This window comes from Desulfoluna sp. CLI2B (assembly GCF_056847375.1).
The window spans coordinates 2,187,120-2,202,809 of record NZ_CP186557.1; the positions used below are offsets into that span (position 1 = coordinate 2,187,120).

Below are 15,690 nucleotides of genomic sequence, written 5' to 3' on the forward strand. Positions count from 1 at the left end.
CATACATGACTTGGCATCCAAGGCTCTGGCAAAAACAATCCCTCAGGGAGGATACCCTGAAGACGTGCGGCATTGATTAGATGACGGCACGCGTTCGGGCAAACATTAAACAAACTCGTCATGAATGGCAATAACAATATGGTTCCTTAGGCAAGTCCGGAGCGCCTTGCCAGATGTTTCAGGTTGACCTCTTTGTGTTGTTCAGGCAGGCTCGACATAGGGGAAACACACCATGGGAACGATGGGTTAACGCGCTGTCTCGGCTGACTGGGGGGAGGTTACGAGGGATGCAGGATTTAACGTGGGGGAAACAGGACCTTGTTTCCATTGTGGCACATTTTCCGGATCCGGTTTTTATCATGGATCGGAAAGGGCGTTATCTGGAGGTGTTCGGGGGCATCGAGCGGAGCCTTTACGATGACCCTGCGTATCTCAAAGGCAAAACGCTTCACGAGGTGCTCCCCGTGGAACTGGCCGAACACTACCTTTCCATGATTCATCTCACCCTTGATACGGAAACCATACAGGTGGTGGAGTACAGCCTCGTGCCCGACACGTTGAAAGACAACCCCGGGGGCGGGCCATCGGACCTTCAGTGGTTCCAGGGGCGCATTTCCCCACTGTTAAACGACGAAGGGCCGCCAGCTTTTATCCTCTGGACCGTCATCAACATCACGGAAAAAAAGAAGGCCGAGCTTGAGCGGGACAGGGCCATGGCAGACCTTGAAAAAGCCCTGGCTGAAATCCGGACCCTCAAGGGGATCCTTCCCATTTGCAGCTCCTGCAAAAAAATCCGCGACAAACAGGGCGTCTGGCATCCTTTGGAGGCCTACATCTCACATCATTCCGAGGCGAACTTCTCCCATGGGATCTGCCCGGAGTGCAGAAACCTTCTTTACCCGGAGTTTGGTGGAGAATCGTCCGGCAAGGGGTGAGCCCCCTCAATGGCTCGCCACGCCCTTGCTCAATCGAGCGGGGACGGGGGTGATGCGCAAGCTTGAGGCCGCCGGGCTCTCTTCCACAAAGAGGCGGCACCCGTAGACGGCTTCCAGCCGTTCTTTTTCCAGGACCTGGGACGGCGCCCCAAAGGACGACACGGTGCCCTTATGGATCAGGCAGAGGGTATCGGCATACATGGCCGCCAGGTTCAAATCGTGGGAGACCATCACCACCCCGGTTCCCCGCTCCAGCTTCAACCTCTCCATCAAATCCATGACACGCACCTGATGGGCCAGATCCAGGGCCGAGGTGGGTTCGTCGAGGAGAATGAACTCGGGCTGCTGGCACACAGCCCTGGAGATAAAGACCCGTTGTTTTTCCCCACCGCTCAGCGCCTCCACCGAACGGTCTGCCAGATGCAGGACATCGGTAAAGGCCATGGCTTCTTCGGCAAGGGCCATGTCTTCATCTTTGTGAAAGCCCAGCATGCCCAGGTGGGGCGCCCGCCCCATGAGCACCACCTCCCGTACCGTCAAAGAAAAAGCACTCTCCACCGATTGAGGTAAAAATGCGATGCGCCGTGCCAGCTCCCGCCGCGTCATCCGGGACAGGGGGGTATTTTCCAGGGACACTTCGCCTGTTCGAGGGCGGGAAAGCCCGGCCAGGCATTTCAGCAGGGTGGTTTTGCCCGTGCCGTTGGGGCCTGCGATGATAAAAAAGGAGCCCCGGGGAACGGAAAGGGTGATGTCCGTCAGCACCTCATGGCTGCCGTAGCCCGTGGAGAGTTCACGGGTGGAAAGGCTGGCTGCCGTGACCGCATTGTTGCGTGTCATCATCGGGCCCTCCTTTTAAGAAGCATGATGAACAAAGGGGCCCCGATCATGGCAGTGATCACCCCCACGGGAATCTCTCCCTCCCGGGGAATCCAACGGGCCAGCAGGTCGCAGATCACCATGAAGGCGCCTCCGCCCACGATGGTGGCAGGCACCAGCACCCGGTGGTCCGAACCAAACACCTGCCGGAGGATGTGGGGCACCACCAGGCCCACAAACCCCATGAGGCCGCTCTGGCAGACCATGGCGCTGACCATGAACGAGGTGGCGATAAGAAGGATAAGGGTGGTCCGCCGGATGGAGACCCCCATGGCCCTTGCCATCTCGCGCCCCATGAGCATGAGGTTCATCTTGTGGGAGAGAAGAAAGATCACCACAAAGCAGGGCAGTACCAGAAGGGCCACCATGCCCACCTGGGGCATGTCTGCTGAGGAGAGATCCCCCATGAGCCAGAACATGATGTCGTGGAGCTTGTTCTCTTCGGAAATGGAGATGAGAAACATAATCACCGCCGAGCAGAATGCGTTGACCATGACGCCGGATAACAGCATGGCGTCCCGGCCCACCCGGCTTTCGCCCCGTGAAAGGACAAGCACCAGGAAGAGGGTGACCATGCTGCCGGCAAAGGCGGTGAGGCTGACCCCCGGCACACGGGCAAATCCGGCAAGTATCCCCATGATGGCACCGGTGGCCGCACCGCCGGAGATGCCAAGGATATAGGGCTCGGCAAGGGGGTTTCCCAGAAGGGCCTGGAAAACCAGCCCCCCTAAGGAGAGCACTGCCCCGCAAAACAGGGCCATGAGCACCCGGGGCAACCGGATGCGCTCGATGATGGCAATCTGGAGGCTGTCTGCCTGGGAATCACCCGTTATGAGCTGTGCCACAGGCGTAAGATCGATACCCGAAGGCCCAGTGGCCAGGCCCAGGAGAACCGCAGCCCCAAGAACCATGGAGAGCAGGGCGGTGATAAGGAGGATTCGTTTCAGCAGGCGCCCCCGTACCCTGGATGTGTCGCTCACCGGGCCGCCTCCTCAAAAAGGGTGGGATGGATCAGGGCCGCCAGCATGGCAAGGCCCTCCACCACACGCGGGGTGGGGCGATCCAGGATGTCCGAATTCACGACATGGATGTTGTTGGTTTGAACGGCGGGAAGGGACGGCCAGCTTGCCCACTCCTGTCTCATGGTGTCGAAGTCGTCGTTTCTCGCCATGGAGGTGATGATGATCATCTCCGGTGCCAGGGCCAGGACCTGTTCTTTGGAAAACCGGGGGTAGGGCGTTTTGCTGGTGACGACGTTCTCTCCACCTGCTCGGCGGATCATTTCGTTTAAAAAGGTGTTTTTGCCCACGGAGACGATGGGGGAGATCCCGATCTGGAAAAAGAGGCGGGGTTTATGGGATGCCCCGGCAATGGTCCGGTCAATGGCTTCCAGCTGGGCGCCCATGGCATCGGTGATGGTTCTGGCCTCACTCGTTGCATTAAGGAGGTTGCCTATCTCATTGATAGAACGGATAATCGTGTCGATACCGTCGGGGTTGACCGTGTACACGGGGATGCCGAAGGCCTTGATACGCTGGATCACTTTATCCGGGTTGCCGTCCTTCACCGCCAGGCAGAGGTCGGGCTTCAGGGAGACAATGGTCTCCAGCTCCGGTCGGATATAGCTGCCGACCCGGGGAAGTTTCTGTGCTGCCGCAGGGTAGTCGCTGTATCGGGTAACCCCGGCAAGGAGATCTCCCTTGCCCAGGGAAAAAACGATCTCGGTGATGCTGGGGGCAAGGGACACCACTCTTTTGGGGGCGTCCGGCAGATCAACGATGCAGCCTGTGGTGTCGGTGACGCTTTTGGCCTGCACACGGGCAGCGAAGAGGCCGCACCAGGCCACGCCCAAAGCGAGAAGGAAAAGGGTGCGTAAGGCTCGATTTTTCATGATGTTATCCATGACCTCCCACGAAACCGGGTCCGCGCATATCTTTGGATATGCTTGAATCCAAAGGGTTCGAGCCTGATTGCCGGATTCTCCCCACAGGGAAAATTATCCTTGACATAGGACATTTCTATGGAATAGTAAACGAGAAATTCAGGTGCTTTTCCCTTTGCATGGCTCAAGGGGAGAAGAGAATAGGGAATCCCGTGAAATTCGGGAACGGACCCGCCGCTGTAAGTGGGGACTGTTTCGGCCACCATGCCACTGGGTGTTGTTAAACACTCGGGAAGGCGCGCCGGACGGGACGATCCGCGAGTCAGAAGACCTGCCTGGATGGAGATGTCTCGATGCCCGTGGTAAAGGCTGAGATATGCCGCGATGCATGCACAGATTGTGTGTCACGCTTTTTTTGTGGGAAAATACGGATCCCCGCACCTTAAACCTACAGGTGCGGGGATTTTTTTGTTTTCACGCCCGCACCCTCCATCCCGGCTTTACGCAACCCGACGGAGACCACTCCGTTGCCGTATGATTTGGAAGGAGTACACGTACCATGGAATGGAAAAGCCTGATTGCCGGATTGGTCTTTACCATGGGAATGTACGCCGCCAAATGCGGCATCGGCCTGGCCTGCGGGTGGTCGCAAAGAAAGAGCCGCCGCCTTGCCTTCATCGCAGTGGCGGCTCTTGCCTATACCCTCCTGTTCGCCGGGTGTTACCTGCTCCTTACCCGAGTCAATCTGTTAAACAAGCTCCTTATCGTAGAACACCTGGTGAAGTGGGCCATGGCCGTTCACGCGGCCATGGCCTCGCTTCTCCTCGTGTGGGGCTCCGCCTTGCTGAAAAAACCTGCCGAGGGATCAGGGCCCGTGCGGGGATGGCTGCTCTTTGCCCTGCCGTGCCCGGTGTGCATGGGGGTGATTCTGCTGACCATCGCCTTTGTTATCGGGCTTTTCCCGGAGAATGCCTTTGGCATGACCGCCATGGCCTGGGGGATTTTCGTCCTCGTTGCATCGGGTGGTTTTCTGATCACCCGATGCCTGGGGGCCCGGTTCGGTACCCCTCACCACGTCATGGGAACGATGATGGTCCTTGCGGCGCTCTGGTTTCTCCTGACGATTCTGGTGGTTCCCCATGTCTCCGAGTTGCCGGATGTGCTTGCCATGGCATCCGGCGCAGCCGATTCGGCCCGCGGCGAGGAAAAGGCATCTATTGCTGCGGCCATTGTTGCATGTTGCCTCTTTGGGGGCGGCATCTTTCTGGATCGTTTTGTCCATACCCATTGACGTTTTTTTAAGGATTCGTACGTGCAAACGGCAGCTCTCATCAAAAGTTATATCTATGTGGTCTCATCATCCCTTCTCTACCCGGTCCTGATCCTTCTGGCCTTTCTCACCTTCTGGGCCGTGGTGTGTGCCGGGGCCCTCTTTTCCGAATGGGTACGAAGGCATCGCATGGCGGTGGAAAACGACGGCCCGGATGTTTTCTTCAGGCCCGACCATGACCTGCATACCACGCCCCGGGTCAGCCGTTATGTGGCCCGGCTCAAAGGCCTCCTGGAAAAAAACGGCGGCGCCTCGACCCTTGAGGTGGAGGGACTCCTTCAGGACACCACGCGCCGGCTCTTTTCCTCTCTTGACATGTACCGCCTGGTGGTTCGCGTTGGCCCGGGCCTGGGCCTCATCGGCACACTGATTCCCATGGGAACGGGGCTGGCCGCCCTGGGACAGGGGGACCTTTCCATGCTCTCTTCGGAGCTGGTCATTGCCTTTACCACCACGGTGGTGGGCCTTGCCGTGGGACTTCTGGCCTATCTGTTCCTCGTCATCAAGACCCGCTGGGCCGATGAGGACCTCCTGAACATGGAGGTGGCCACCGAAGCCCTGGCCGGAACCCCGCAAGACTCATCGGGCAACGGGACAACAGGGGCACCCGCCGGGGAGGCGGCATGAGGTACCTGAAAAAACGACGCTACGCCGTGGGGGGCGGGAATCAGGGGAGGCCCATGGCCTCTGACCCCATGGACGGGGTGGCCAACCTGTTTGACATCGGCCTGGTCTTTATTGTGGGGCTCATCGTGACCCTGTTTTCCACCTATCGCCTCCACGACCTCTTCAACGAAGAGAGCGAGATGACCATCGTCAAAAAAAACAAAAACGGGGAGATGGAGATCATTACCAAATCCAAGCGAAAAATCGAAGCGCTGAAGGTCTCCAAAACCATGGGGGAAGGGGAGGGGCATCGCATGGGCGTGGCCTATCGTCTGGAAGACGGTTCCATGGTGTACGTTCCCGATGGAAACGAGGCTGCACCGGACTAACCCGGATATTTCTCGAATCGAGTGCCCCCATATTCAAGGCCTGTTTGTCAATTTTTCCAAACGTGTTGCCCCGGCAGGGCCGCTGGAGACAAGCGGAGTCATTATCGTTTACGCCACGCAATCAGGAACCCGACCATGACATGGATCCGCCGGGGGATGGCAGCGGCCGTCCTTACTCTTTTTCTCTTTGTTTTTCTACCCGTTGCCCGGGCTGTCACCATCACCGATTCCACGGGCCGTACCGTCACCTTTGACCAGCGGCCCACACGGGTGGTGTCCCTGGTGCCGTCCCTCACCGAGGCCCTTTTTGTCATGGGAGCCGGGGACCGGGTGGTGGGGGTGACCCTCCACGACACCTGGCCCGCTGAGGCCAACACCAAGACCGTGGTGGGCGGATTCTTCAGGCCCTCAGTGGACAAGGTGCTTTCCCTTAACCCCGACCTGGTGTTTGTCTCCGGCATCCAGAAGGAGATGATTGAGGCCCTTGAAGGGTCTGTGCCCCTGGTTCAGTTCGACCCCGCCACAGTGGACGATGCCTTTCAGCAGATGCGGCTCATGGGACGCATCATGGGCTGCGAGGCCGGAGCGGAGAAAATCATCACGGACAACCGGCAGGTCCTTGCCGATATCCGGAAAAAAGTGGCGGCGATTCCGGCTGACAAACGCAAACGGGTGATGCGCCTCATGGGCCGCACCAGCATCATGACCCCCGGGGCCGACTCCTTTCAGCAGGAACTCATCAAGCTGGCCGGGGGCATCCCCCACGGGATCAAACGCGACGGCGCCGTGATTTCCATGACGGACAAAGAGTTGATCGACTTCAAACCGGACGTCATCTATGGATGCGGGGGAGACAAAGAGGCCGCAGAGCTTCTTTACGCCAACCCGGCCTTTGGGTCGATTCCCGCCGTCAAAAACAAGCGCATCGACTATTACCCCTGCGAGCTTACCTGTCGGGCCTCCACCCATGTGGGCTATTTTGTCTCCTGGCTTTCGTCAAACCTCTATTCCGCAGAATTTTCCATTCGGAAAAACCAGATCCACCCCGATGCGATAATCGATCGTACGCCGGTTCCCCTGGACCTGACGTACGTAAAGAAAGCCAGCTTAAACCACGCCACACTCTACGATTTTCCCTCCAGAAGCCTGGAGGTGACCTTCACATCCCCCAAGACCATTCTTTCCACCTTGGACGGCTGGCGGGAGAACATCACCACCGTGGGCAACAACTACATGCCGCCCCAGTGCTGGCGCCTGGCCCACGAAGGGGGCTTTGAGGGTATGAAGCAGGACATTTTTGCCATGCTGGGGATCAAGGGGGAGACCACGAGCTTTCTCTTCACCGGTGCCGACATGGACAACTTCAGCAAAAAAACCGCCTCTTTCCGGGACATGAGCGTCACGGTGCTGGCAACGGCCGGGGTCTGCTCCAACGCCATGCGCATGGGCAAGGACATGGGCAGCTATTACGAGCCCGGCACCATCAACATCATCATCCTGCCCAACATGCACCTTTCAAAGCGGGCCATGAGCCGCGCCGTCATCTCGGCCACCGAAGGCAAAACCGCCGCCCTCCAGGACCTGGACGTGCGGAGCAGCTACACCTCTTTGGTGAACCCTGCCACGGGCACGGGCACGGACAACATCCTCATCGCCGAAGGGGAGGGCGTTGCCGTGGACAACGCCGGAGGACACACCAAGATGGGCGAGCTCATCGCCACGGCGGTCTATGAAGCCGTTACCGAGGCGATCTTCAAGCAGAACGGCCTCACGGCGGATCGCAGCGTGTTCAGGCGTCTCAAGGATCGGCAGCTTACCGTCTCCGATCTTGTGGGAGACAGCTCCTGCCCCTGCAACACATCTTCCGGCGGTACGGGCATCCCCGCCTACGCCAAACTGGAAACCCTGCTGCTGGAACCGAAATACGCCGCCTTTCTGGAGACCGCCATGGCCCTCTCCGATGCCTGGGAGCGCGGCCTGGTCACCGATCTTTCCGCCTACAAAGGCTGGTGCAACCAGATGGCCACGGAAATCGCAGGGGGACAGGTTTCCGATGAGAGCTTCACCGGAGACACCGACCTGCCCAAGCCCCTTGGCCTTGCCGTGGATGCCCTGCTTAAGGGGATTGAATACAAAAAGTAGACAGGGGCTGTTCGGTTTGCAAAAGCATGCCTCCGGCGGCCAGGGAATAAATTCCCTGGACCCCAGGTTACGAATGCTTCCCCCCTCGTTCCTCGGGGTGAAGCATTCGCGAAAATTCTCATGGAATAAGCCCAAACCTGTTTGTCAAACTTTTTAAAAGTTTGGCCCCCGGCAGGGCCGCCGGAGGCATCGCATTTGTATGTTTTTTTGAAATCTGATTTATCCACGAGAAGGCATTGTCATTGAGAGTATTTGTCACCACATGTCTGGCCTGTCTGTTTTTTGCCGTGTCCGTCCACGCCACCACTGTTTCCCTTGTCATCAGCGAGTCGGATACCGGGGTGGTGAGCCGGGGGCTTTCCGAGCTCAGCGACACCGAGGACATCGAGGCCCGTTACTTCACCCACGCCGAACTCCATGCCTCTGAAAAGGCTCGCACCTTCCTTCGCTCATCGGACGTGATTCTGGTGGATGTGATGCACCGGGAGCTTCCCGCGTACCTGGACACCCATGTGGACTTTTCAGAAAAGAGTGTGTTTGCCCTGCGGGGCTCCCGGGACACCGAGGGGCTCAAGAAAAAAGGGTACCGCTTTGATGACAAGATCCGGGGGTGGTATTCGGTGCTCACCGAGGCCAATGTTGCCTCCATGGTCCGGTGTGCCGTGGCTGTGGCCCTGGATCGTCCCGAGGGGTGCGCAGGTGAGCCGGTGCGCATTGAAAGCGGCATCTACCACCCCGATGCGCCGGAGCTCTTCGGTTTCTGGGAGGCGTACCGCAACTGGTACCACCCGGTTTCCGGCGCACCCTGGATCGGGGTCACCTTTTACACCCCGTCTGTCCTGCGGGGAGCCCACGGCTCGGCAGCAGCCATTATCAAGCGCCTGGAAAAGGAGGGCTTTAACGTGTTACCCTGTTTCGGGCGGGAGAAGGTTCTCTTTGACCGGTTTCTCCTGGACGAATAATCACCAAAAGGACCACATGAGACCTTGTCCTTGCCTTTTCCATGAAGTTCTACTCGGCCCTTTCCGAGCCCACCAAAAACGGGTTGCGGGATCTGGATGTGCCCGTGATCAACGCCGTCACCCTCTACTCCACAAAAATCAACGCATGGCGAAAAGACCCTGTGGGAATCCCTGTGACCGATCTGATGTGGGCGGTGGGAAACCCCGAGATTTCGGGCCTTATCGAGCCGACGCCCCTGGAAGGCAAGGTGAAAGTCCAGGGGCAGAAAAAAGGAAAACCCCTGTTTGCAACCGTGCCCATCGAGGAGAACATGGATCGGCTCATGCCCCGCCTCAAGCGGTGGATCGCCCTGCAGCGAAAGCCCAACGCTGAAAAAAAGCTGGCCCTTCTCTACTACAACCACAGCCAGGGGAAACAGAACATCGGGGCCAGTTATCTGAACGTTTTCCGATCCATCGAAACCCTCATCGCCCGTTTCCGGCAGGAGGGGTACCGGATGGGGGCTGACGCAGATCTTTCCGAGGCCGCCATCAAGGAGATGATTCTGCGCACCGGCCGTAACATCGGCTCCTGGGCTCCCGGCGAGCTGGATAAACTGCTGGCAGCCGGCAAGGTGGTGCGGATTCCGGTGGCCACCTACGCGGGCTGGTTTCGAACGCTTCCCAAGGCCTTTCAGGACGCGGTGATCAAGCAATGGGGCCCTCCGGAGTCTTCCACCATCATGGTCAAAGACGGGCAGTTCATCCTGCCGGTGGTGATGAGCGGGAACCTGGTGATGATGCCCGAGCCCTCCAGGGGCTGGGGGGACGACCCCATGAAGCTCTACCACGACCCCAGCGTCTGGCCCCATCACCAGTACATTGCTGCCTACCTCTGGATCCAGAACGGATTTAAAGCCGACGCCATGATCCACCTGGGCACCCACGCCACCTACGAATGGCTTCCGGGAAAACAGGCCGGGCTCTCCCCGTCCTGCCCCCCGGAGGTGATGGTGGGGGACCTTCCCAATGTCTATCCCTACATTGTCGATGACGTGGGCGAAGGGATTCAGGCCAAGCGACGGGGCCGCGGGGTAATCATCGATCACATGACGCCCCTGTTCCAGAAAGCTGGCCTCCACAGCGATTACGCCACCTTGTATGAGCTCATCAACCGGCTCACCCGAGGGCAGGCCGTGGGCAGCGCCACCGTGCCTGCCATTTTAGAGGAGATCAGGGCCCTCTCCGTCAAGACCGGGTTCCACGGGGAGCTCTCCCTTTCCAGCTACGACGAGGAGGAGATCGAGACCCTGGAGCACGCCATCCTGGAGCTGAAAGAGACCCTCATGCCCCACGGGCTCCATACTTTCGGTATCTCGCCGTCGGACCAGGAGGCCGAGGATTTTTCCGCGCTGGCGGCGGAACTCCGGCCCGGCCTGGATACCAAGGCCATGGCCCGGGGGATCCGGAACTCCGGTAATCTGGAGCTGGAACGCACGGTGCGGGCCCTGTCCGGCCGGTTTGTTCCGGCGGGGGAGGGGAACGACCCCATTCGAAACCCTTTGTCGGTTCCTACGGGCAAGAATTTCTACGGTATTTCGTCCTGCAAGATTCCCACCAGGGAGGCCTGGAAGCTTGGGGCCAAAGCCGGCGAAGAGATTCTTCAGCGGCAACTCCGTGAAAAAGGGGAGTACCCGGAAAAGGTGGCCGTGGTTCTCTGGGCCACGGAGACCCTTCGAAACGAGGGCATCAACGAGGGCACTGTTTTGTGGCTCATGGGTGTGGAGCCGGTGTGGGATTCCTCAGGGCGCGTTTCCGGGACGCGGGTGGTGCCCGGTGCCATGCTGGGGCGACCGCGCATTGACGTGCTTATCAACCCTTCAGGGCTCTACCGGGATCTGTTTCCGGAAAAGATGACGCTTCTGGACAAGGCCGTTCAGCAGGCCATCGCAGCCAACGATGTGGAGAATTTCCTGGCAAAGCATAGCGCACGGACCCGACGTGCGCTGGAAGAGCAGGGCATTTCCCCTGAACGGGCCGAGACTCTTTCCCGGGTCCGCATTTTTACAGGCAAACCCGGGAGCTACGGTAACGGTGTGTCGGAAATGACTGGCATGAGCGGATTCTGGGAGTCCGATCAGGAGATCGCCGATGTGTGGAAGCGACGCATGGGGTTTGCCTTCGGCCAGGACCTCTGGGGCGAGGAGGCTCAAGGATTGTTGGCAGAGAACCTTAAAAACGTTTCCACAACGGTCCACAGCAGCTCGTCTGCCCTGTACGGCACCATGGACAACGACGATGTCTTTCAGTACCTGGGTGGCCTCTCCCTTGCCGTGGAAAAAGAGACGGGCACCCGCCCCGACGTTGTGATGACCCGCCAGGATCGCCCGGACGCCGTCACCGTGGAGGGCATCGACAAAACCATCGGCCGGGAGCTCAGGAGTCGCTACATCAATCCCAAGTGGATTGCGGCCATGAAAAAAGAGGATTACGCCGGGGCACGTGAGATGGCCCATTTTGTGGAGTACATGTGGGGCTGGCAGGTAACGGTTCCCCATGCCGTCAAAGAGACCTCCTGGCAGCAGACCTACGACGTCTATGTGAATGACAGCCTGGGCCTGGACATGAAAACGTTTTTCAACAAAGCCAACCCCTGGGCCTATCAATCCCTTACGGCCCGCATGCTTGAGTCCGTAAGGAAAGGGTACTGGGCCCCGGACGAATCCGTGACGAAGAATTTGGCCAAAGAGTACGCCGTGGGCGTCATTGAAAAGGGCGTGGCCTGCTGCGACCACACCTGCAACAACCCCTTATTGAATCAGATGGTGGTGACCCTTATCTCCATGCCCGGCATGCTCTCCCCGGAGATGGTGGAAAAATTCACCCTGGCCATGGAAGAGGCCGTGGGAACGACCCTTGAAAATCAGCGAGCCAAACAAAAAGCGGTCCACGACAAGGTCCTGGCGGCCGCAAAGCCCCATACAAATGCGCCCGTTGAAAAAGCCGAAGCCTCTCAGGTATCCGATCCCGCAACTCCGTCAGAATCCGAAACCCTTGAGGTGACAGAAACCGGCAGCGGCGACCGAAAGGTCCAGGGGTACAAGATGGAAAAAATCGAGACCAGGGAAGAGACCACAAAACTCTCCTCATCCGGGGTGATGTGGTATGCGGCGATTTTTCTCTTGGGCTTTATCGGGTTGTTTGCCTGGGGCATGACCAAAGCCAATGCATAACCCGGATATTTCCTGGAAACCATGCAACCGCAAACCGCCTCCAACACGAAGCCACCCTGTTTATAGGCCACGGCACCGATCACCCGGCCTGGACGCGATGCTGAAAAGCACCTACGGCCCCAGTGCCTTTACTGGGGTGGTGGAGGGCTTTCCCGAGGCTGAGGATATCGTAAGTACGGTTAAAGCAGCCGGTTTTACACGGGTGAAGATCGTTCCGCTGATGCTGGTGGCCGGGGTGCATTACCTGGAAGACCTGGCTGGCGACGATGAAGACTCCTGGAAAAACCTCTTTGCAACAGAAGGCATTGAAACCACCTTCATTGATCGGGGTATCGGGTACATGCCGGAGATTGTGCGGCTCTTTGTCCGGCACCTGGAAGAGGCTATGGACATGGTCCTTGAAGCGGAAACGGTGTGAGGCCTTTCTATTGACGTGGTGAGTCAAGCCGCAGGATCTGTTTTTTTATTGTTATGCATTTTTATTTTTACTGTAACATAAAACCGTTACACTCTTAACTGCAGGCATGAGCAAAAGGAAAAAACGGCGCCCCTTGTTCACGCACAGAGGGGGTGACAAAAAAGATAAGAAAGTGTTTGACACACGTCGAATATCTTGTGTAGATAAACATACAAATTGATCTCTGGTGCACGCTTCTTTTTTAACAAAAGAGATGCTGCTTAAAAGGGAACCCCGTGAGAATCGGGGACGGGCCCGCCGCTGTAACCGGGGACGAACTTCGTATATACGCCACTGCTCATGATCTGAGCGGGAAGGCGCGAGGGTTCGGACGATCCGGAAGTCAGAAGACCTGCCAGGGTGAATTCACCTGCTTATGCTTTTTGTAAAGTACAATCAGGTGAGGGGTTTCGTTCTCGCGGTAGGAACTGGAGACCTGATCAGACGACATGGGAAAAACGGCCCCATGCCCCCTTTTTATTGTAGGCTTCATGGGGCTTTTTTTGTTTGGGCGAAACGCCCGAGGTGTCTCTCTTCTCTCCTTATACCCAGCCCCCTTGAATGGAAGCCCCCCGCAACTCGAAACAGCAGTGGTTCAGGTGGTCGTTCTGCATGGAGGATCGCCGCCTCCGGTGCAAAAGAAGTCTGATGCTTGTGGAAGGAAAAGTAATGAGAAAAAGTCTGATGATCGGTGCTGTCGCCGCCTGGGTGGCGGCCAGCTCCCCGGCCTGGGCAACCGACGCTGCCCTGGATGAATATGTGGTGACCGCGTCGCGAGCCAAAGAGAGCATTACGGAAGTGGCGGCGGCTGTGACGGTGATTGACTCGGAAACAATCGAGAACTCCTCGGCAAGAAACTTGGGAGAGCTGCTTGTGGAAAAGGGCGGCGTTCAAATACGCGAGTATCCCGGAGCTCTGACGACTGTGAAGATCCGTGGGTTCAGCACAGACACCCATGGAAACGACCTGATGGGTAATGTGCTTATCCTCATTGATGGTCGCCGTGCAGGGACCGGCAACGCAGCCAAACTGATCACAAAAAATGTTGAACGAGTGGAAATTATCAAGGGGCCTGCAGCCGTTCAGTACGGTTCGGCGGCCATGGGTGGCGTTGTAAACGTTATTACCAAAAAAGGGACCGGGAAGCCCACCGTTTCAGCTTACGCAAAGACCGGATCTTATGACTACAACGAATTTGGAACTGACGTGTCGGGAACCGCTGGCAAAATCGATTTCTCTGCGTCTGTATCCCATTCCGAAGAAGGCGATTACGAAACAGGCAGCGGCAAGGAATACTTGAACACGGGTAATGATGGAATCCTTCGTGCCAGCCTGAACACAGGGTATGAGTTTTCTCCCGGACACCGCATCGGATTGACGTATACGCTCTTTGATGGCGACGACATCGGCAACCCCGGCAGTATCGACGCCAACGACCTGGACAACACAAAAGATTCGGAAAACAGCTCCTACGACGTTACTTATGACGGGAAAAACAGCACATCGTCACTGGCATGGATGCTTCGATACTTCGGCGGAACGGACAAAGACACGTGGAATGACCCTTCAGATAGCAATGCCTCGGGGTGGGATGACGGCATTCCCAGTGTGCATGAAACAGACAGCAAGGGCGCTCAGGCCCAAGTTTCATACGATGGTCAGCGATTCGGGCTTACCACCGGCGTGGATTGGGTGGATTATGATGTGACCAACGAGCCCAGTGCACCGAATAACACAGCATTTGACAACACAGCCGGATTTGCCCTGGGAAAGGTTAAACTTCTTGACCAGAAATTAATTCTCATCGGTGGGGCTCGGTATGATCACTACTCCGTAGATATTTCCGGAGATCAAGGCAGCGATAAATCCGATGATGACCTGAACCCAAGCCTGGGCGTTGTCTACAACCTCTCCAAGCAGGTCAAGCTCAGGGCATCCGTTGCCGACGCCTTTCGCATGCCCTCTGCAGAACAGCTGGCCGCTGATTTTACGTCTTACGGGACTCATTATGTCGGCAACCCGGATTTGAACCCGGAGAAAAGCCGAACCTATGAAGCGGGAGTGGATATTACCCGTGGTAGCTTAAAAACAGGCCTCACCGTTTTTACCACCGAATATGATGATAAAATCGTGACTGACAAGCAGCATGGATTTACTACCTACAAAAACCTGGATGAAGCAACCATCAGTGGCGTTGAAGGCGAATTTTCCTACACATTCTCCGACATCTTCGGGGGCTGGGAACTCAGGCCCTACGCCACGCTGACACATCTTTTCAAATACGAGGATGCAGAGACCGACAAAGACCTCAAGTATACATCGGATCTCGATATTTCAGCAGGCATCGCTCTGACCGATCTGGATGGGTTCTCTTCGGATCTCAGCGTCTCATACCTGAGCAGCCAGGATGTGGTTAAATACAACCCAGACTGGTCAACATCCGATGTGACGCTTCCTTCGGTCACCGTGACCAATTTCACCATCACCAAACGCGTGCTGACCACGGACAAACTAGGGAGCCTGTCCCTCCGCGGTGAAGTGAAAAACCTGTTTGATGAAGATGCGGCCTATGTTCTGGGATACCCCATCCCGGGCCGCCGATTTTTTGCCGGGGTAACCTGGTCCTACTAATCCGGGTTGTCCCCACGACCCGGGCTGGGACCGGTTTCCCCGCTCACCAATTTTCGCCGGACCTGTGACACCGGCGGAAAATCAGGGGGGCATCGTCGCCCCCTTGAAAACCCCTTGAAGGCCGTGCCCGGCGCATCAGGGCAGGCCGCCCCCGTTTTTCCCGTCTTTGGCTGTATGATTGGGCAGCTGCTAAGAGGGCGGGAGATCCTCCTTGCGGAGGGCGGTTCGGTTCTTTTTGAACCGAATGCAAAGGAAAGGGCCGGAAAAG

Annotated in this window: 12 protein-coding genes and 2 riboswitches; of the genes, 9 read left to right on the forward strand and 3 right to left on the reverse strand. The window is 57.5% G+C overall.

From position 1 onward, the window contains the following. Positions 1–287 precede the first annotated feature (287 nt). The gene (locus ACOYW2_RS10495; RefSeq protein WP_482770360.1) at positions 288–935 is read left to right on the forward strand and encodes a PAS domain-containing protein; all 648 of its coding nucleotides are present in this window, start codon (positions 288–290) and stop codon (positions 933–935) included. Between the two features lie 6 nt (positions 936–941). Here the strand turns inward: ACOYW2_RS10495 and ACOYW2_RS10500 are convergent, their stop codons facing one another. From ACOYW2_RS10500 to ACOYW2_RS10510, 3 genes are read right to left on the reverse strand one after another with little or no spacing between them, the layout of a single operon-like run. Beyond that, positions 942–1,775, reverse strand: coding sequence for an ABC transporter ATP-binding protein (locus ACOYW2_RS10500; protein ID WP_482770361.1), 834 nt, complete (start codon positions 1,773–1,775; stop codon positions 942–944). After that, positions 1,772–2,791, reverse strand: coding sequence for a FecCD family ABC transporter permease (locus ACOYW2_RS10505; RefSeq protein WP_482770362.1), 1,020 nt, complete (start codon positions 2,789–2,791; stop codon positions 1,772–1,774). The genes ACOYW2_RS10500 and ACOYW2_RS10505 overlap by 4 nt, the downstream gene beginning before the upstream one ends. Then, positions 2,788–3,702 (reverse strand): ABC transporter substrate-binding protein, encoded by a 915-nt coding sequence (locus ACOYW2_RS10510; RefSeq protein ID WP_482416373.1) that lies wholly within the window; start codon positions 3,700–3,702, stop codon positions 2,788–2,790. Before ACOYW2_RS10510 ends, ACOYW2_RS10505 begins: the two co-directional genes overlap by 4 nt. A 135-nt stretch (positions 3,703–3,837) precedes the next feature. Beyond that, positions 3,838–4,046, forward strand: a riboswitch (cobalamin riboswitch). Positions 4,047–4,252: 206 nt separating this feature from the next. Between ACOYW2_RS10510 and ACOYW2_RS10515 the strand changes: the two genes are divergently transcribed. The 8 genes from ACOYW2_RS10515 to ACOYW2_RS10550 all read left to right on the forward strand — a co-directional run bounded on the left by ACOYW2_RS10515 (position 4,253) and on the right by ACOYW2_RS10550 (position 15,422). Further along, positions 4,253–4,984 (forward strand): DUF2162 family putative transporter, encoded by a 732-nt coding sequence (locus ACOYW2_RS10515; RefSeq protein WP_482770363.1) that lies wholly within the window; start codon positions 4,253–4,255, stop codon positions 4,982–4,984. Positions 4,985–5,005: 21 nt separating this feature from the next. Beyond that, entirely contained in the window at positions 5,006–5,650 is a 645-nt protein-coding gene (locus ACOYW2_RS10520; RefSeq protein WP_482422872.1) for a MotA/TolQ/ExbB proton channel family protein, read from the forward strand. Then, complete coding sequence (locus ACOYW2_RS10525; RefSeq protein ID WP_482416370.1) at positions 5,647–6,018, forward strand: DUF2149 domain-containing protein; 372 nt, start codon at positions 5,647–5,649, stop codon at positions 6,016–6,018. The genes ACOYW2_RS10520 and ACOYW2_RS10525 overlap by 4 nt, the downstream gene beginning before the upstream one ends. 135 nt (positions 6,019–6,153) lie before the next feature. Beyond that, positions 6,154–8,160, forward strand: a complete 2,007-nt coding sequence (locus ACOYW2_RS10530) for a helical backbone metal receptor (protein ID WP_482770364.1) — start codon at positions 6,154–6,156, stop codon at positions 8,158–8,160. Between the two features lie 236 nt (positions 8,161–8,396). Then, complete coding sequence (locus ACOYW2_RS10535) at positions 8,397–9,122, forward strand: cobaltochelatase subunit CobN (protein WP_482770365.1); 726 nt, start codon at positions 8,397–8,399, stop codon at positions 9,120–9,122. Positions 9,123–9,163: 41 nt separating this feature from the next. After that, positions 9,164–12,334: a cobaltochelatase subunit CobN gene (locus tag ACOYW2_RS10540; RefSeq protein ID WP_482770366.1), complete on the forward strand. Its 3,171-nt coding sequence runs from the start codon at positions 9,164–9,166 to the stop codon at positions 12,332–12,334. Between the two features lie 97 nt (positions 12,335–12,431). Continuing rightward, positions 12,432–12,752 (forward strand): sirohydrochlorin cobaltochelatase, encoded by a 321-nt coding sequence (locus ACOYW2_RS10545; RefSeq protein WP_482770367.1) that lies wholly within the window; start codon positions 12,432–12,434, stop codon positions 12,750–12,752. 207 nt (positions 12,753–12,959) lie between these two features. Next, positions 12,960–13,165: riboswitch (cobalamin riboswitch) on the forward strand. A 295-nt stretch (positions 13,166–13,460) separates the two neighbouring features. Next, positions 13,461–15,422 carry a TonB-dependent receptor plug domain-containing protein gene (locus ACOYW2_RS10550; RefSeq protein ID WP_482422878.1) on the forward strand — a complete coding sequence of 654 codons (1,962 nt, stop codon included), beginning with the start codon at positions 13,461–13,463 and terminating at the stop codon, positions 15,420–15,422. Positions 15,423–15,690 lie beyond the last annotated feature (268 nt).